This window comes from Pantoea sp. PvP021, from assembly GCF_054056055.1.
This window is the reverse complement of record NZ_JBSRXX010000002.1, coordinates 211,276-229,738: the sequence shown is the minus strand read 5'-3', so window position 1 is coordinate 229,738 and position 18,463 is coordinate 211,276. Positions and strand designations below refer to the sequence as shown.

The following is an 18,463-nucleotide window of genomic DNA, read 5'->3' as shown; positions in this document are numbered from 1 at the left end:
GTATGACGTATAACAGTTTGTCTTTTTACACGTCAGCCCTGATGGTGCCTGCGCTGACTATATCGTTCCGCCAGAGTGCGCCCTACCGCTGATTTTGATTTCTGTAATAGCGATCACACATTGATGCGAACGGGCTGGAGCGCGGTACGCATTCCGCGTAGCGTATGGCTCAAATGCGATACGTTATTCACACTTCATATGCTCAATAATTCCTTGTTCAGCATGTGCCTGAAAAAAAATATCAGCAAATGACAGCTTAAAATGTCATACCTTCACATGAGGCCAGTAATGAAAATCAAAATCAGCGTTACGCTACTTCTTTCCGCATTGATGCTTAATCAATCCGCCTGGGCCGCTCAGCAACTTACCGTCTGGGAAGACATTAAAAAATCAGACGGCATCAAAACGGCGATCGCCGATTTTCAGAAACAGTTCGGCGTTGAAGTAAAAGTTCAGGAGATGCCGTTTGCACAGCAGATTGAGAAGCTGCGTCTTGATGGCCCGGCGGGTATTGGCCCGGATGTCCTGGTGATCCCTAATGACCAGCTCGGCAGCGCGGTCGTACAGGGATTACTGGCACCGCTGAAAATAGATGCGGCAGAGCAGAGCGCTTACACCCCCTCAGCAATGGCGGCTTTCACACAGAACAGTGTGGTCTACGGCGTACCCAAAGCGGTGGAAACGCTGGTGCTGATCTACAACAAAGATCTGCTGCCGTCGCCGCTGAAAACGCTGGAGGAATACCGTGCCTTCTCCCAGAAGCAGCGTGAGGCGAAGCAGTATGGCCTGCTCGCTAAGTTTGACCAGATTTATTACAGCTGGGGCGTGATGGCTCCGATGGGCTCTTACATCTTTGGCAAAGACGCCAAAGGCGCCATTAACACTCAGGATATTGGTCTGAACACCCCAGGCAGCGTGGAAGCGGTGACTTATCTCAAGCGCTTCTTCAGTGAAGGATTGCTGCCAGGCGGCATCATGGGCGACAACGGTCTCAACGCCATCGACTCGCTGTTTACCGAGAAAAAAGCGGCGGCGGTGATCAATGGGCCGTGGGCATTCCAGCCTTATCAGGCTGCCGGAATCAACTATGGCGTTGCACCGCTGCCGCTGTTGCCTAACGGTAAGCCGATGAGTTCCTTCCTGGGCGTAAAAGGCTACGTGGTCTCTACCTGGAGCAAAGATCAGCCGCTGGCGCAGAAGTTCCTCACCTTCATCAACCAGCCGCAGTACGTGAAAGAGCGTTATCAGAAAACCCAGGAGATCCCACCGGTCACCGCGCTGATGAACGATCCGATTATCAAAGATGATGAGAAGGCTAACGCGGTCGCGGTGCAGGCGGCGCGTGCGTCAGCGATGCCAGGCGTGCCGGAAATGCAGGAAGTATGGGGGCCAGCCAATGCTGCCCTTGAGCTGAGCGTATCCGGCAAGCAGGAGCCAAAAGCGGCACTGGATAATGCAGTGAAGCAGATCACCATGCAGATTGAAGCGATGCAGGCCAGCAACCAGTAATGCAGGTTCACGGGATAACCGTACAGGATAAGGATCAGGGTGTGGCTATATCTTCCGATGAAAATCTGGTGACGGCTAAGCGTCCGCGTCGTCATGCGACCACCGGTGCGCTGTTGGCACTGCTGCCTGGCTTCGGCCAGTTTTACCACCGCCAGTGGGCTAAAGGGCTCTGTTTTCTGATTTTGCTCAGCAGTTTTACCGGCGTCTTCCACGATTTTCTGCGTGAGGGATTCTGGGGGGTCTATACGCTGGGCGAATCGGTGCCGCGTGATAACTCCATTTTTCTGCTGGCAGAGGGCATTATCAGCGTACTGATTGCCGCCTTCGGCGTGGCGGTCTGGGGAGTGTCAATGCGCGACGCCTGGATCAATGGCGTCAGGCGCGACAAGGGTCAGCAGCTGAACAGCGTGCGCCAGCAGTATCAGTTACTGCTGCGCGATGGCTTCCCCTATCTGATGATTTCACCAGGCTTTATTCTGCTGGTGTTTGTAGTGGTGTTTCCGATTCTGTTCGGTTTCGCCATCGCCTTCACCAACTACAACCTCTATCACACGCCACCGGCGAAGCTGGTGGACTGGGTGGGGTTCAAAAACTTCATCAACATTTTTACCCTGTCGATCTGGCGCTCCACCTTCTTTGACGTGCTGCAATGGACGGTGGTCTGGACACTGCTCGCTACCACGCTGCAGTGCACCGTGGGCGTCATGCTGGCGATTCTGGTCAATCAGAAGGACCTGCGCTTTAAGCCGCTGATCCGCACCATCTTTATCCTGCCGTGGGCGGTGCCGGGCTTCGTCACCATTCTGGTCTTCGCCGGAATGTTCAACGACAGCTTTGGGGTGATCAACAACGCTATTCTCGACTTCTTTGGCATTGCACCTAAAGCGTGGATGACCGATCCGTTCTGGACCAAAACCGCGCTGATTATGATGCAGACCTGGCTCGGTTTCCCGTTTGTGTTTGCGATGACTACCGGCGTCCTGCAGGCAATCCCTGACGATCTCTATGAGGCGGCGATCATGGACGGTGCCAGCGCCTGGACGCGGCTGAAAACCATCACGCTGCCGCTGGTGCTCTACGCCATTGCGCCGATCATCATCACGCAATACACCTTCAACTTTAATAATTTCAACATCATCTATCTGTTTAACAACGGCGGTCCGGCGGTGGCGGGGTCGAATGCCGGAGGAACCGATATCCTGGTGTCGTGGATCTACAAGCTCACCATGTCGTCGTCGCAATATGCTATCGCCGCCACTATCACCATTTTGCTGTCGATTTTCGTGGTAGGTCTGGCGCTGTGGCAGTTCCGCGCGACCCGGTCGTTTAAACAAGATGAGATGGCGTAAGGAAGCAGTTATGGCGAAGTCCGGCAGTATTAAACGCGAAAGGTGGATACGCCTGTCGCTGACCTGGCTGGTGGTGCTGGCCGTCTCGACCATCATTATCTATCCGCTGGTCTGGACAGTAGGAGCATCACTGAATGCAGGTAACAGCCTGCTCAGCAGTTCGATCATTCCGGAGAATGCGTCGCTGCAGCACTACCGCGACCTGTTCAATGGCACGGTGCCTTACCTGACGTGGTACTGGAATTCGATGAAAATCAGTTTCCTGACCATGGTGCTGACGTTGATCAGCGTCAGCTGTACCGCCTACGCTTTTTCCCGTTTTCGGTTCAAGGGGCGGCAGAACGGACTAATGCTGTTTCTGTTGTTACAGATGATCCCGCAGTTTTCGGCGCTGATCGCGATTTTCGTGCTGTCGCAGCTGCTGGGGTTGATCAACAGCCATCTGGCGCTGGTGCTGATCTACGTTGGCGGGATGATCCCGATGAACACCTGGCTGATGAAGGGGTATCTCGACTCGATTCCCAAAGATCTGGATGAGTCGGCGCGCATGGACGGTGCGGGCAACTTCCGCATCTTTGTTGAGATCATTATGCCGCTGTCGAAGCCGATCCTGGCGGTAGTGGCGCTGTTCTCCTTCACCGGCCCGCTGGGTGATTTCATCCTCTCCAGCACCATTCTGCGAACGCCAGAGCAGTTCACGCTGCCGATTGGCCTCTATAACCTGGTGTCGCAAAAAATGGGCGCCAGTTACACCACCTATGCCGCCGGTGCCGTGCTGATAGCCGTGCCGGTGGCGGTGTTCTATCTGGCCCTGCAGAAATACTTCGTTTCTGGCCTGGCCTCAGGCAGTACTAAAGGATAAATCATGACGCCAAAAACATTGATTCTCGCCCTGGCGCTGGCCTGGGCGACACCGCTGCTCGCCGCCGATCAGCCTGTCATCGGCTCTGCCGGGCCGTGGCCAGCCGATTTTATCAAAGGTGCGGATATCTCATCGCTGGCCGAACTGGAGAAGCAGGGTGCGAAATTCTACAACGCAGATAACCAGCAGCAGGATGCCATCGCCATCCTGAAAGCCAGCGGCATCAACACCATACGGCTGCGGTTGTGGGTGGATCCCCGCGACGGCAGCGGTCAGACCTACGGTGGTGGCGGCAACGATCTGGCGACCACGCTGGCGCTGGCGAAGCGCGTTAAAGCGGCGGGCCTGAAGCTACTGCTGGATATCCACTACAGCGATTTCTGGACTGATCCAGGCAAGCAGTTCAAGCCCAAAGCCTGGCAGTCGCTGCCTTTTCCGCAGCTGGAAACCCAGGTTCATGACTACACCCGCGACACCATCGCCCGTTTCAAAGCGGAAGGTGTGATGCCGGATATCGTGCAGATTGGCAATGAACTTAACGGTGGCATGCTCTGGCCGGAAGGCAAAAGCTGGGGCCAGAACGGCGGTGAGTTTGATCGGCTGGCCGGTCTGCTGAAAGCCGGGATCAGCGGGGTTCGCGAGAACCTCAGCGACCCGCATCAGGTGAAGATCATGCTGCACCTGGCTGAGGGCACAAAGAACGACATGTTCCGCTGGTGGTTCGACGAGATCGTTAAGCGTGATGTGCCATTCGATGTGATTGGCCTGTCGATGTACACCTACTGGAACGGCCCCATCAGCGCCCTGAAAGCCAACATGGATGATATCTCCCGGCGCTATGACAAAGACGTGATGGTGGTGGAGGCAGCCTACGGCTACACGCTGGAAAACTGCGATAGCGCGGAGAACAGTTTCCAGGCCAAAGAGGAGCAGGCGGGCGGCTATCCCGGCAGCGTAGCAGGCCAGGCGGCCTATCTGCATGACCTGATTAAAGCGGTGCTGGCGGTGCCGGACCATCGCGGCAAGGGTGTCGTCTACTGGGAACCGGCGTGGATCCCTGCGCCCGGCAATACCTGGGCGACGCCCGCTGGCATGAAATATATCCACGACGAATGGAAACAGGGTAACGCCCGCGAAAACCAGGCGCTGTTTGACTGTCACGGCAAGGCGCTGCCTTCGCTGCAGGTTTTTCATTAACCATTAGCGCAAATGCTGATGTCTACCTCTGAGGAACAGGTATGAATAAATTTCCCCCGCTCAGCGCCCGGGTTAACCGGCTGCTGCATGGTGCTGACTACAATCCGGAACAGTGGGCGCACCAGCCGGGCATTATTGATGACGACGTCATGATGATGAAGCAGGCGAACTGCAACGTTATGTCGGTGGGTATTTTCAGCTGGGCGAAGCTGGAGCCGGAGGAGGGGCGCTATGAATTTGGCTGGCTGGATGAGGTGATTGATACGCTCTGGCTGCAGGGGATTTCTGTGTTTCTTGCTACCCCAAGTGGGGCCAGGCCAGCCTGGATGTCGCAGGCTTACCCGGAGGTACTGCGTGTGGGGCGCGATCGCGTGCCGGCCCTGCATGGTGGCCGTCATAACCACTGCATGACCTCGCCGGTGTATCGCCAGAAAGTGCAGGCGATGAACAGCCGGCTGGCGGCGCGCTATGCGCATCATCCGGCGGTGCTCGGCTGGCATATTTCCAATGAGTATGGCGGAGAATGTCATTGTGATCGCTGTCAGCAGGCGTTTCGCGGCTGGTTGCAGCGCCGTTATGAGACGCTGGAGAACCTGAATCTCGCCTGGTGGAGTGATTTCTGGAGTCATACCTACAGCGACTGGTCACAGATTGTGTCGCCAGCGCCACAGGGTGAGATGTCGATTCACGGTCTGAATCTGGACTGGCGGCGGTTTATGACCGATCAGGTTACTGACTTCTGTCGTGAGGAGATTAAACCGCTGAAGCAGGCCAATCCCGATCTGCCTGCGACCACCAATTTTATGGAATATTTCTACGACTACGATTACTGGAAGCTGGCACCGGTGCTCGATTTTATCTCCTGGGATAGCTACCCGATGTGGCATAACGAGAAGGATGAGACCACGCTCGCCTGTTATACCGCGATGTACCACGATTTGATGCGCACCCTGAAGCAGGGCAAGCCTTTCGTGTTGATGGAGTCGACGCCGAGCGCCACCAACTGGCAGCCGACCAGCAAGCTGAAGAAGCCGGGGATGCATATTCTGTCGTCACTGCAGGCGGTGGCCCATGGTGCGGACGCGGTGCAATATTTTCAGTGGCGCAAGAGCCGGGGTTCGGTCGAGAAGTTTCATGGCGCAGTAGTCGATCATGTGGGTCATCTTGATACGCGCACCGGTCGTGAAGTGAGTGAGCTGGGCCGGATGCTGGCCGCGATGACGCCGGTGATGGGCAGCCGGGTTGAGGCGCGGGTGGCGATTATTTTCGACTGGGAGAGTCGCTGGGCGATGGATAATGCGCAGGGGCCGCGCAATCTCGGACTGCATTATGAGCGCACAGTGAACGAGCACTATCGTGCTTTCTGGGAGCAGGGCGTGGCGGTGGATGTGATTAACGGCGACTGCGATCTCAGTGGTTACGATCTGGTGATTGCGCCGATGCTGTATATGGTGCGGGAGGGTTTTGCGGCGCGGGTGGAGCAGCATCTTGAGCGGGGCGGGCATTTCGTTGCCAGCTACTGGAGCGGCATCGTGAATGAGAGCGATCTGTGTTATCCCGGTGGCTTCCCGGGGCCGTTGCGGCCGTTGCTTGGCATCTGGTCAGAAGAGATCGATAGTCTGACTGATGAGGAGTTCAATGGCGTACGCGGGGTGCGCGGCAATGAGCTGGGTCTGAGCGGGCCTTATCAGGCGCGAGAGCTTTGCGAGCATATTCATCTGGAAGGGGCAACGGCGCTGGCCAGCTATGAGAGCGATTTTTATGCCGGTACCCCGGCGGTGACGGTGAATCGCGTGGGTCAGGGCAAAGCCTGGTATATCGCGTCGCGTAATGATCTGTCGTTCCAGCGGGATTTTTATGGTGCGTTGATTAAGCAGCTGGCGTTGCCGCGCGCGCTGGCGATTGATCTGCCACCGGGCGTGGTTGTTCAGCGGCGCACTGATGGCGAACAGGCGTTTCTTTTTGTGCAGAATTTTACCTGTCAGGTGCAGCAGCTGTCGTTGCCTGCTGGGCTCAGCGATTTGATCGATGGCTCGGTTGTGGGGGGATCGCTGCTGCTGGCGCCGTGGGGATGTCGCGTTCTGAGTGTGCCGCTAACTGAAGGCACAAGCCTTTAAAGTTAGTTGAATGCCGCTCGATGGCAGGGTGAGGGTTAGCTCAGGGTGCAAATGCCCACATCGTTTAGAGTCTGGGCGTTGTTTGTGGCAGGAGGTTGCCGGAACTGTTGATATGGAGCAGCTTGATTAAGTTTGCTGGCAGTCTGAGCACTGGCTCAGGGGGCATATGCCTTCCGCAAAGACGCAAAAGATGGCATCCCTGCCAGCTCAGCACGGGCCATCCCTGGCCCGTGATGCTTTGCTCCAGGCATATGCCCCCATCGCTTTGAGTTTGGGCATTGTCTGTGGCAGGAGGGTGCGGGAACTGTGGATAATGAGCAGGTTTGGTTAAATTTGTTGGCAGGCTGAGCTTTGAGCATAGGAGTTATGTGTGTGAAGTTCTGCCGTGGCTTTAATTGCGGACTTTGTGGCGGAGGAATAGGGTTTGAGGGCAGGAAGAGTGTATTTTCTGTGAGTGCCCTGAAGCCAGTCCCCCTCGTTTTCGTTTATCAGTCGTGAGTGGCGGGCATCAGCCCGCCTTTTTATTATCTGGAGGAGAACAACATGGTGAGTCTGAAATCGTTTAAGCAATATTTCAGTCGGCAGCCGCTGACGGCGGAAGAGGTTGAGATTGACAGTGCGCTGCTGGAGCGTCTTGTAGAGTGCTTTGGCGGGCGTGAAAATATTCAGCAGGTGGACGCCTGTTTAACCCGGCTGCGGGTGAAAGTGACATCGCTGAGGGCGGTAGATACGGCAGGATTACAGAAGGCGGGGGCGATTGGCGTGGTGATTCTGGGGCAGGAAGTTCATGCCATCTTTGGTACGCAATCCGATCAGCTGCGTCAGTTGCTGGAAGCCCGATTCTTTAAGCCGCTTCAGCCGGAGTAAAAAAAATGGATAACCGTCGCCGGTTATCCAAATAAGCCCCTGCATAAGAGCTTAACAATGATCACAATGAGGAGACTGCTTGGTTACCACCAGGCTTCGACCTGTACGCCGAAGTTCCAGGTGTTGTTACTGGTGTTGTCCTGGAAACTGTGTCCGTCTTCTGAGTCATTCAGGTAAGAGGCAAACAGACGCAGTTCCGGGCGTGACATAAATTCGGGACCGGCTGCAAGACCCAGCGCCAGCGTATATTTCTGACCCGCCTGTTTGTAGTCGCTGCCCACTTTGTTCTCATCTTTCTGCCAGAAACTACCCACTTCGCCGATGCCGCGGACATACTGTGTGAACTGATACTGACCACGACCCACCAGCGACAGCAGGGTGCTTTTGCTGGTCTGCGCGGTGACGTCATCCGCTGAACCCCAGGTAAAGACCTGATTCAGGGAGAACTTGTCGGTGATTGGCAGCAGGCCGGTATTGATTACGCGGTAGCCGGTGGCATCGCGGGTATCGTTCCACATGTCATACCAGCCACCGCCCTGTGAAATCATGTTTTGTGCCAGGCCTTTATTGGCGTACTGGAATACCAGTTTCTGATAGCCGCCCCACATATCCTGACTGATTTCACTGGTGAGCATAACGCCGTTTTCCGCATCATACAGGCCGCCATACTCTTCCTGCTTTTTAGTGGTGTTCGGCATGGCGTAATCAATACCAAACTCGGTCCAGGCGCCGCTCCACGGTTTCCAGCCAGCATACCTAAGATCAAGGTAGTTAATGTTGACGTCGTTATCGCCATCCACCCGGTAATCGACGTCATTGGCATCGCCACGGATCCAGGCAAAGGAGATCGCGCCCGGGCCCAGAGTGTAATTTTCGATACCCGCACCGGAGCCGGAGATATTCCAGTATTTGGTATCAATGATGTGCAAATCGTGACGCTGGTAGTAACGTTTACCGCCCCAGATCACCGCATTCTTGTCACCCGGCACCAGCCCTTTGATCTGCAGATTAAGCTGACGCAAACCAAACTGCGCATCGTCACCGAAGGTGGTTTCGTTATCGTTAGAACCGTCGGAGAACATGCTGACCATGGTGTCGACGTAAAAACTGACGTCATCCTTTTTGTAGACTTCGCTGCCCAGCTCAACCTCGCCGTAGGTGTCGGCTTCATTGCCGAGACGGCCAATCTTGTTCTTTTGATACTCTTCAATACCGCCATCCTGCGATACGCCAACGCCACCACGCAGATAGCCATGGAAATCAATGTTGTCGATAGCAGCATAGAGCGTCGGGGAGGTCAGGGCCGCAGCAAGCGCCACAGCAGCAGTACGTAACCTTGTTTCCATGTTATCCTCAATTTTATTTGTAATACGTTCACATGACAGCGGCAGTTAACGCTTTTTGTCAGATGAGTGACAAACAAAATCGCGATAATGTGTGATGTGGTGCAAATAAAGTGGCGGTATTTGTAACGATTAGTGAATCAGATCACCAAATCTCGTGATGTGAAGGTATGACTTTTACTTTTTATTTGCGCAATGTGACTGCGGTAACCTGGCTTATTCGGCTGCTGTGATACCATTCCGCCATCGGTAATCAGGGATGCGAATTATGAAATCAAAAAATGCCACCTTAGAGGATGTCGCCCGCCATGCTGGCGTCTCTTATCAGACGGTTTCGCGGGTTTTGAATAAGTCGGCAAACGTCTCAGAATCAACGCGGCGCAAGGTGGAGAACTCTATTGAAACCCTGCGCTACGTGCCAAACAGACTGGCGCAACAGCTGGTGGGTAAGCAGAGCACAACGCTGGGTCTGGTGACCACATCGCTGGCGTTGCATGCTCCTTCGCAGGTGGCCGCTGCGGTTAAACGATATGCCAATGCCGCTGACTATCAGGTGCTGATCGCTATGATTGATGAGAACGTCAATCAAAGTCTGCAGAACTGTATCAATGAGCTGAAGTCGCAGCGCGTGGATAAGGTGATTATCAACGTCCCGCTGGAGAGCAGTGATGCGGAGCAGATCGTGCAGGAGAACGACGATATCCTGTGCCTGTTTCTTGATGTTGATCCCTACAGCGCGGTGTTTAACGTTTCGTTTAACCCGGCTGACGGTACCCGTGCCAGTGTCAAATATCTCTATGAGCAGGGGCATCGGGAATTTGCTCTGCTGGCCGGGCCAGAGGAGTCGGTTTCTGCCAATCTGCGGTTAAAGAGCTGGCTGGATACGCTGGAGAGCTATCGTCTGAAGCCGGTCAGCGTCAGCCACGGTAACTGGGATGCGCAAAGTGGTTACAACGGCGTGCTGCAACTGCTGCGTGAAGCGCCGGAGTTCAGCGCGCTGCTGGTGGGAAATGATCAGATGGCACTGGGAGTGCTGAGCGCGCTGCATCAGCGCGGTGTAGCGGTGCCGGGGCAGATTTCGGTGATTGGCTACGATGACACCTATGAAAGTGCCTTCTTCCATCCGGCGCTGACCACGGTGTCGCTCGATCTTGATTTACAGGGCAAAGAGGCCGTTGCGCGTCTGTTGTTAGCCAGTGAGCAGGATGAGCAGCGTTCCTCTTCTATCCTTCCGGCAAAACTGGTGGTACGCAGCTCGACGGGTATCGCCGGTCAGCAGCAGCGTGATCTGAAGCAGATTGCTGAGCAGCTGCGGCTGCTCGCCAGTCGCCTTGAGTAGCAGAACACCGCAAGCAGATAAAAAAAGCATAAGAACGCGCCGCTGCTATGCTCAGATCAGGATAACGATTCTGCACGTCGGAAAAATTATCCGATCACTAAATCGGTCAGTGAACGGGCATTCTGCTTCGCGGTAATGCAGCCGACACGTTCAGCCCGGTTTCTCTACTCTCAGGGAGTGACATTATGCTGTGGCTTGAACAGGGGCTTTACCTCAGGATTGAAGAGTTAGCGCATGGCCCCAGGCCACTGCCGCTTTCCAGCGGTTTTACCCCGCAGACGGCTTATCGCGCGCTGGGCTGTTTTAACCCCTCTGAAACATCAGATGCTTACTACATTCTTTCAAATGACCGCGATGAAATATGGTTCATCTGTAACCGTCATCTGAGAACCGTTTTCCTTGATGCCAGCAACACGGCGTTTCGGGTGAAAATGCAGGAGCCAGCAGAGAGTCTGCCGGTACTCGCTGCTGCACCCGATGGTCAAATCGTCTCATTTGAGCGCTCTGTCTGATGTAGCCTGTTACGCATCAGATAATAAAAAAGCCGCCATCGCTGGCGGCCCTGATTACGTTTAAGTCGATGCGTTATCTGTAAATCTGCCAGTAACGTTTTTTAACTCGCCGTGGCGGTCTTGATTGCCGGGCGCTGGGGCAGTATCACCAGAAGAGCGATGATGATTAGCGCCAGTGTCAGCGAGGCACCGTAGCGGCTTAGCGCGAGTCCGCCTGAGGCAAGGGGTTTGTCCAGAAAGTCGCCGACCACGGCACCCAGTGGTCGGGTCAGGATAAAGGCCGCCCAGAAGAGCCCCGTACGCGAAAGTGATGTAAAGCGACTGGCCGCCCAGATGATTGCCAGCGCGCCAACAAACAGCAGGATCCCGCCATCGTAGCCCAGCCCTTCAGTGTCCGCCGTCCAGTCACCTAAGGCCGTGCCCAGGGTTTGTGAAAACATAATAGTGACCCAGTAAAAACTCTCTGTGACGCCGTTGCTCACTGAACTGACCGCAACCGTACCGCAGGTGATTTTCCACAGGAAAAGCGAGAGGATAAGCAGGGTGCTCAGCAGCACGGTGCCCCCTAAATATCCTATGCCCAGTGAGCGATCGGCAAAGTCTGCCATCGTCGTGCCAACGGTGGTTGTGGCCACCACGGTGAACCAGTAAATCCATTTGTTGAGACTGTGGCGATTTATCTGCACCACCACCGCGACCAGAAAGATGATGGCGAAGATCAATGTCCCGGTCAGGTAACCGAGATTCATCGACATGGTCACCGCATCGCCGCCGGTTTCACCCAGGGTAGTCGCAGCGATTTTGGTTAACCAGAAAGCCGCGGTAACGGCCGGAACTTTACTGAGAGAGTGAGAAGCTGTGTTGTTATTTTGCATAGGGTGATACTCCGGAACAGCCCAACATGGGCTAATACAGAGACGAGGTTATAAGATTAATCTTAAGAAAAGGTTAAGCTAAAAAAACTATGACAGGAATTTTGATCACAGCTTGTCACTCGCTAAGCCGGCATTTACCCTATGATTTAATGTAATATTTGCCCTGTCGGAGTGCAGTGTTTGGGCTGTTTTGCCTGTTAACCTATAAGAATTAATTCTGAGTTACTCTGTTTTCTTCTTAATTTTCAGGCGATGCAACGAGTGATAGCCCGGCGGCTTAATCAGGTAAAAATTGCAGAAAAAGTAGCATCAGGGCGTGCGAGCCATGCCGGGGCAGTATTGCCCTGATAATCAGCATCGGGGCAGGGTGGATGGCATAGCAACCCCGACGCTCTTATCCGGATATCACCAGTTTTGTCTGGTGGGAGAAACGATCAGGTCGTTGACGGTAACGTTCTGCGGCTGATTAAGTGCATACACCACCGCATTAGCCACATCCTGTGGGCTGATGGCTAATTTATTGAGTTCCTGAGCCACTTTACGGCCCTGAGGATCGCCGACTTTATCGGCCCAGCCGGTATTGATTACGCCAGGGCTGATGGTATTGACGCGTATCCCGTTATTAACTCCTAAGTCTTTGCGCATCGATTCTGTCATGGCATGGACGAAGAATTTTGTTGCACTGTAAACCCCTGCACCCGCATCCACCTGATGACCTGCAACCGATGCCATATTCAGGATCTGTCCCTCATTTTTCTTCAGCATAACGGGTAACACAGAGGCAATGGCGTTCAGATAGCCTTTGATATTGACGTCGACCATTTTGTTCCACTCTTCCCAGGCAACGTCACTCCAGCTTGAGAAAAGCATCAGGCCCGCATTGTTAATCAGTATGTCTATGGAGCCGAAGGTGTCACTGGCGAACTTCACCAGCGCCTGGGTTTCTTCCAGACGCGTAACATCGGTTACCAGGCCGACAGCGCGTCCCCCTTCAGCTTCAATCTGGCGTACCAGCGTATCAAGGCCGTTCTGGTCCAGTGCTGCCGCCACAATATTCACGCCATGACGCGCAAGTTCAAGCGAGGTAGCCGCACCAATCCCGGAGGATGCACCTGTAATAATGGCTGTTTTCTGTTGCAGGTAATTCATTTTTAAATCTCCTTCTGGTGAAAGGGGCGGGTAGTCACCCGCCATAAACCGTTATCAGTAGCTGGCTTCCGGCCAGTCGGTATAACCCTCTGCACCACCGCCGTAATAGGCTTCTTTCGGCGCGATGGTCAGCGCGGCACCGTAACGCAGACGCTTAACCAGATCCGGGTTGGAGATGAACAGGCGTCCAAAGGCAACCGCATCAATAATTCCGGCGTTGCGGCGGCTGATGGCCATCTCAAGGTCATAGTTGTTATTGCCAATAAACGGACCGTTGAACTGTGCGCTCAGCGCGTCCATGTCCACATCGGCAGGCACATCACGAGAGGTGGCCGTCGCGCCTTCAACGAAGTGCAGATAAGCCAGGTTGAACCGGTTAAGTTGCTGAATGAGGTAGCCGTACATCGCCATAACATTGCTGTCTGGCGGGGTGTTACCGGCATCAGGCGTGACCGGAGAGAGGCGGATACCGACTTTGTCATTGCCCCAGATGTTGATGATGGCTTCTGTCACTTCCAGCGTCAGGCGGGCGCGGTTTTCAATAGAGCCACCGTAGGCGTCAGTACGGTGATTGGTGGAATCACGCAGGAACTGATCGAGCAGGTAACTGTTGGCGGAGTGCACCTCAACGCCGTCAAAACCGGCACGCAGGGCATTTTCAGCTGCACGTTTGTATTGCTCAATTATGCCGGGGATTTCTTCTGTTTCCAGCGCCCGCGGCGTCGATACCGGCACAAAACCGTTTACGGTATAAGTCTGTCCCTCCGCTTTGATGGCAGATGGCGCAACCGGACGCTGGCCCTCAGGCTGCAGTTCCACGCTTGAAAAACGGCCCACGTGCCATAACTGGCAGACGATTTTGCCGCCTTTAGCGTGAACCGCATCAGTGACTTTTTTCCATCCAGCCACCTGCTCTTCGCTCCATATCCCCGGCGTAGCGGCATAGCCGCGTCCCTGCGGAGAGATGTTGGTGGCTTCAGAAATAATCAGGCCAGCCCCGGCACGCTGTGCATAGTAGGTAGCATGGAGTTCATCAGGCACACCCTCTTCACCGTAACGGCTACGCGTGACCGGTGCCATGACAATGCGGTTTGACAGCTGAAGGCTGCCCATCGAAACAGGTGAGAATAAATCGGTACGGGTACTGTTGTCAGTCATATAAACCTCTTAATAGTTGACCGGTCGTCTAGTAAATGGATAAAAAAAACCGGCTACCCAAGTAGCCGTGTTGTTGCGTTCATTGCCTGACTGAACGCTTTGTCAGGATCGTGGATTTTCGCCATCAGGGAAGCCCCCAGCCAGAGCTGATAGAGTTCTTCTGCCAGTTCAGTGGCATCCGTTACGGCGGGCAGGGAGCCATCTTCCTGACCGAGCCGGAGGCAGGCGGCAATTTTGAGCACAATTTCATGGGTGCCCGTTGCCAGCACATGCCGCATGTTATCGTACTGGTCGCAGACTTCCGCCCCCAGCTTGACCACGAGACATTTACTTTCAGGCAGGTCTGCGCCCTGGGTGGTTTTCCAGAAGGTAAAATAGCGCAGCAGTCGCTCTCTCGCCGTTCCTGTTCCGCCTAGCTGATGCTCTACTTCCAGCAAATAGTTGCTGAAGTAGTGCTCCAGCAGCGCCTCTGCAAACGCTTCCTTCGACGGAAAGTAGTAATAGAACGAGCCTTTTGGGATATCCGCCGCTTTTACAATCTCGGAAATCCCGACGGCGCTGTAGCCCTTATGAGTAATGATCGCCCTGGCCACATCAATGATGTGCTGCCGCATATCTGTCACGTTTCTTTTCATAATGTGCACACTCTAGTTAAAAACTGACCGGTCGTCTAGTAACTTTTAACCTGTTTCATGCTATCTGTTTCTGATTGTGAGCGGGTGAAGCAGTCGGGTGGCGTGCTGGCCGATCAATTTCAGGCTCTGAAGCGTCGCACCGTCTTTCGCCTCTATCGACATGCCTTCCAGCAGCGTATTCAGAACGGTAGCCAGCGCGACGGTGTTGGTATCTGCGGGCAGTTGCTTCTCCTGAACCGCTCTGACCAGCCTTTTTTCAAACAGATCTTTTCCTTCCTGCCTGAGAACGCTAACCGCCCTGACAACATCCGTCGATTCTGCTGAAACATTGATGGCTGCCAGCACCACCATGCAGCCGCAGGGCGCTGAAGGGGAGAGCAGAATATCGGCTGCTTCGCTAAAGAAACCGTCAATCGCTTCACCAATATCCTGCGTCTCCTCAAGCCGCAGCCAGGTCGCTTTCCAGTACTTCGTTTCGTAGTAGTTCACGGCCTCCAGAAAAAGTTTTGCCTTGTTGCCAAAGGCGGAATAGAGGCTGGGTGGGTTGATTTCCATGGCGGCGCAAAGTTCGGCAACCGATGCCGGCTCAAAACCTTTGCGCCAGAACAGATCCAGCGCCTTCAGCAACGCTTTATCACGGTCAAAGCTTCGTGGCCGGCCTTTCGGCTTTTCAGTGGCAGCAGGCTGGTCAGGTATTTTCATAGACGGCCTCAATCATTCTCTTGACATATTACATAGTGATCACTATACAATAATACTATTACGTAGTGCTCACTACAGAATTAAATCGACACAGTGGCTCGCCTTTTATCCCGCCTGCGCTCCCCCGGCAGGCTGCTGTCGCGCTGAGTCGGTACATGTCTGTGTCAGAAAATATCACCCAAAAGCGGGGTGTCTGAAGGGATACCTTATTAATCAGAACGGAGAGAAAACAGATGAATAACACGACCTATGTACAGGACTATAACGCCATCGTGGCAGTGCTGAATCAGTATAACGAGGGAGGAAAGCAGGCGAAAAGTGAGCTCATGAAGCCCGCTTTCAGCGACAGGGCGACCATTTTTGGTCTCGACAGTGACGGCAACCTCAGCGGCGGTCCAATTCAGGGATTGTTTGACACCATCGACACCGCATTCCGTCCTTCACCCGAAGCAAAAGCGGCTATCGTGCGTGTAGATATTGTTGGGTCTGCCGCCAGTGCCCGCATCGACACTGACGACATTTCTGGTTTCCGTTTCACTGATTTTTTTAACCTGCTGAAAGTGAACGATCGCTGGACCGTGGTCAGCAAGATCTATCACACACATACGGCAGACTGATCCAGGTCTGGTCAGCTGACCGTTGCAGCCTGCGTTTGCTGCGGGCTGCAAAAAGGTATTGAGACGACTAAAACAGTAAGGTGATTTTACGCCTGATTATCCGGTTGCTATTAATCAACATAATCATACCCCAGCGCTTTTGGCAGAGGTGGCATCATTAAAGATTCTGGCCCGATCGGCCGATAAACACTGGCTCATACTTCTGACACTGAATCCCGGGTTCGCTCACTTTTGTGCGGGCAGGGCGGCACCTCAGCAGCTGCAGACGGATAAGCGCAGCGTCAGCCGCCGTCAATGGCGGGTATTCTCGCAATGGTGAACCTGTCTCCGGATCCTCCTTCAGCTACAGGCGGACATTAACGGTTATAATCAGGTCTGTAGCGACGAGTATTGAGCCTGTTTAATATCGTCAGCTACGTCGGAGTCGGCCGCCATGAACACAATGATCAAACCCTCTTTTACCGCTGTCTGGTCTACAGATGCCCAGGGTATCTGCGTCGCCAGTCAGGAAAGCCCTGCTGGTCTGATGCCTGAACTGAAGGGTGTGACGCTGAGTTCATGGCTGAGACTGGCACAGGCCGACGACGATGCAAAGATCGCGCTGCAACTGACCGCAGCGCTTGATTTCCTGACGCCTTTTCATATTGAAGTGCCGATCCATTGTCTGGATGGCAAGACGCGTCGGGTTATTGTATCTGGCCTGCCGGATCGCCAGCCTGGTACGTCCCGTCTGCAGTATAACGGCTTCATTCTGGATGTGACCGGACAGCGTAAAGCGCTGGAAGATGCGCTGCGCACGGCGGCAGAGTATCGTCTGTTAATTGAAAACAGCACCGATCTGATTGCCCATTGCGACGCGGATGGCCGGTACGTTTCAATCTCGCCCTCTTATAGCGAAATGATTGGCTGGACAGCCGAAGAAGTTGTCGGTCAGCTGGTGGTGGATTTCCTGCATCCCGATGACCGCGGCCCCGCTTCTGAAGCACTGGCCTGCATCTTCAACGGAGGAGTACTGCCGGACGTCGTTGAGGTGCGCAAGCTGCATCGTGACGGCCACTATATCATTCTGGGCACCAAAGCCTGTGGCGTCATCAATCCCTCTACCGGCAAAAATATTGGTGCAGTTCTGGTGTCGCGCGACATTACGCGAGACAAAGAGAGGATGCGCAATCTGGAGAAGCTGGCAACGCTGGACACGCTGACCGGGCTGCATAATCGTACCTGGATCAACGACCAGGTCGGGCGCATGCTGGCGAAGGTGGATGATGAGGCCTACACGACGGTGATGTTTATCGATCTGAATGGCTTTAAAGCGGTGAACGATTTGATGGGCCACGCGACAGGGGATGCCTTGCTGCAGCAGGTCAGTGAACGGCTGCAACGCTGTATGCGTCCGGGCGACTCACTGGCGCGACTGGGCGGAGATGAATTTGTTGTGGCGGCAAAGTGCAGAAATCGCGATACAGCCGCTGCCATTGCCCTGCGTATTATTGAAAGTCTGCACGCGCCATTCGCCATTGATAATATGGATGTGCGCATTGGCGCGGCTATCGGTATCAGCCTTGCCCGCTTTGGGACGGCATCGGCCAAAATATTATTCGAAAACGCGGATAAAGCGATGTACCAGGCCAAAGCCCGACGTGATGGGTCGTATCAGTTTTTTGAGTCAGAAGAGCCTTAGTCGATGCATATGATTGCTGGTATGACCTTCCGGATTTGAAGGTAATGGATCTTACGTTTAACGCTTTGCCGCCTGTTCCCGCAAGGATACATTTCCTGAACGCCTGATTAACCCGCCTAATATTCTGAAACCGCGCGCCACAGCAGAAAGATTTTCTGTTTCAGGCTCAAAAAGAAGTCTGTAGCTGATGACCAACATCTATGTGCGAGACAGGCTACTGAATTCATTCAAACGTCTGTGATGAACTGGCCTGAGTGACTTCGCGGAACTCCGCTTACGGCAATTCATTGCGTCAGTTTATTATTTCTGTTGGTTTTTCACTTTCGGGAGACCAGTAACCCCCACTGCCATGATAGGTTTCAGCTCCCAGCACGAACGAGGTTCCGCAATGATTACATGCAAAATGGTAATCAACGATATCGCCCCAAATCATCTGTTCAGCACATTCAGAAAAGGTGTACTGATTCCAGTTATTGATGGTTGAAACTTCGGAAATGATCTCTTCTTTAACTGCGTTCTGTGCAATACGTATTGCCAGGCTCAACTGACGA

17 protein-coding genes are annotated in these 18,463 nt (G+C 54.0%); 10 read left to right on the top strand and 7 right to left on the bottom strand.

Features of this window, described 5'->3' with window-relative positions; genetic code table 11:
- Positions 1-288: 288 nt before the first annotated feature.
- The 6 genes from ACVKSX_RS10210 (at position 289) to ACVKSX_RS10185 (ending at position 7,901) form a co-directional block, all read left to right on the top strand.
- The gene (locus tag ACVKSX_RS10210; RefSeq protein WP_064690690.1) at positions 289-1,509 is read left to right on the top strand and encodes an extracellular solute-binding protein; all 1,221 of its coding nucleotides are present in this window, start codon (positions 289-291) and stop codon (positions 1,507-1,509) included.
- A gap of 41 nt (positions 1,510-1,550) precedes the next feature.
- Entirely contained in the window at positions 1,551-2,858 is a 1,308-nt protein-coding gene (locus ACVKSX_RS10205; protein WP_064690957.1) for a carbohydrate ABC transporter permease, read from the top strand.
- 10 nt (positions 2,859-2,868) lie between these two features.
- A complete protein-coding gene (locus tag ACVKSX_RS10200; protein WP_033761003.1) occupies positions 2,869-3,720 on the top strand; it encodes a sugar ABC transporter permease in 852 nt (283 codons plus the stop codon).
- A gap of 3 nt (positions 3,721-3,723) precedes the next feature.
- A complete protein-coding gene (locus tag ACVKSX_RS10195; RefSeq protein WP_182500495.1) occupies positions 3,724-4,917 on the top strand; it encodes a glycoside hydrolase family 53 protein in 1,194 nt (397 codons plus the stop codon).
- Positions 4,918-4,958: 41 nt separating this feature from the next.
- Entirely contained in the window at positions 4,959-7,034 is a 2,076-nt protein-coding gene (locus ACVKSX_RS10190; RefSeq protein ID WP_346526380.1) for a beta-galactosidase, read from the top strand.
- 543 nt (positions 7,035-7,577) lie between these two features.
- Positions 7,578-7,901 carry a glucose PTS transporter subunit EIIB gene (locus ACVKSX_RS10185; RefSeq protein ID WP_010259145.1) on the top strand — a complete coding sequence of 108 codons (324 nt, stop codon included), beginning with the start codon at positions 7,578-7,580 and terminating at the stop codon, positions 7,899-7,901.
- 83 nt (positions 7,902-7,984) lie between these two features.
- Here ACVKSX_RS10185 and ACVKSX_RS10180 read toward each other — a convergent pair whose 3' ends face one another.
- On the bottom strand, positions 7,985-9,247 hold the full coding sequence (locus ACVKSX_RS10180) for a maltoporin (RefSeq protein ID WP_022624645.1): 1,263 nt from the start codon (positions 9,245-9,247) through the stop codon (positions 7,985-7,987).
- Positions 9,248-9,512: 265 nt separating this feature from the next.
- Here ACVKSX_RS10180 and ACVKSX_RS10175 point away from each other — a divergent pair, with 265 nt between their 5' ends.
- Positions 9,513-10,583 carry a LacI family DNA-binding transcriptional regulator gene (locus tag ACVKSX_RS10175; protein ID WP_010670655.1) on the top strand — a complete coding sequence of 357 codons (1,071 nt, stop codon included), beginning with the start codon at positions 9,513-9,515 and terminating at the stop codon, positions 10,581-10,583.
- 185 nt (positions 10,584-10,768) lie between these two features.
- Positions 10,769-11,095 (top strand): hypothetical protein, encoded by a 327-nt coding sequence (locus ACVKSX_RS10170; RefSeq protein WP_010670656.1) that lies wholly within the window; start codon positions 10,769-10,771, stop codon positions 11,093-11,095.
- A gap of 101 nt (positions 11,096-11,196) precedes the next feature.
- On the opposite strand, the gene ACVKSX_RS10165 is transcribed toward ACVKSX_RS10170, so the two are convergent.
- The 5 genes from ACVKSX_RS10165 to ACVKSX_RS10145 form a co-directional block, all read right to left on the bottom strand.
- Entirely contained in the window at positions 11,197-11,970 is a 774-nt protein-coding gene (locus tag ACVKSX_RS10165; protein WP_163800041.1) for a COG4705 family protein, read from the bottom strand.
- 405 nt (positions 11,971-12,375) lie between these two features.
- Entirely contained in the window at positions 12,376-13,119 is a 744-nt protein-coding gene (locus ACVKSX_RS10160; protein WP_163800039.1) for an SDR family oxidoreductase, read from the bottom strand.
- Positions 13,120-13,173: 54 nt separating this feature from the next.
- Positions 13,174-14,277, bottom strand: a complete 1,104-nt coding sequence (locus ACVKSX_RS10155; RefSeq protein WP_022624649.1) for an alkene reductase — start codon at positions 14,275-14,277, stop codon at positions 13,174-13,176.
- 53 nt (positions 14,278-14,330) lie between these two features.
- Positions 14,331-14,912, bottom strand: coding sequence for a TetR/AcrR family transcriptional regulator (locus ACVKSX_RS10150; RefSeq protein WP_354438714.1), 582 nt, complete (start codon positions 14,910-14,912; stop codon positions 14,331-14,333).
- 60 nt (positions 14,913-14,972) lie between these two features.
- Positions 14,973-15,614: a TetR/AcrR family transcriptional regulator gene (locus ACVKSX_RS10145; RefSeq protein WP_060678978.1), complete on the bottom strand. Its 642-nt coding sequence runs from the start codon at positions 15,612-15,614 to the stop codon at positions 14,973-14,975.
- A gap of 233 nt (positions 15,615-15,847) precedes the next feature.
- On the opposite strand from ACVKSX_RS10145, the gene ACVKSX_RS10140 reads away from it, so the two are divergent.
- Positions 15,848-16,231, top strand: coding sequence for a nuclear transport factor 2 family protein (locus ACVKSX_RS10140; RefSeq protein WP_010670660.1), 384 nt, complete (start codon positions 15,848-15,850; stop codon positions 16,229-16,231).
- Positions 16,232-16,664: 433 nt separating this feature from the next.
- Positions 16,665-17,912 carry a sensor domain-containing diguanylate cyclase gene (locus tag ACVKSX_RS10135; protein ID WP_010259132.1) on the top strand — a complete coding sequence of 416 codons (1,248 nt, stop codon included), beginning with the start codon at positions 16,665-16,667 and terminating at the stop codon, positions 17,910-17,912.
- Between the two features lie 292 nt (positions 17,913-18,204).
- Here ACVKSX_RS10135 and ACVKSX_RS10130 read toward each other — a convergent pair whose 3' ends face one another.
- A complete protein-coding gene (locus ACVKSX_RS10130; protein WP_249406843.1) occupies positions 18,205-18,456 on the bottom strand; it encodes a hypothetical protein in 252 nt (83 codons plus the stop codon).
- Positions 18,457-18,463: the final 7 nt, after the last annotated feature.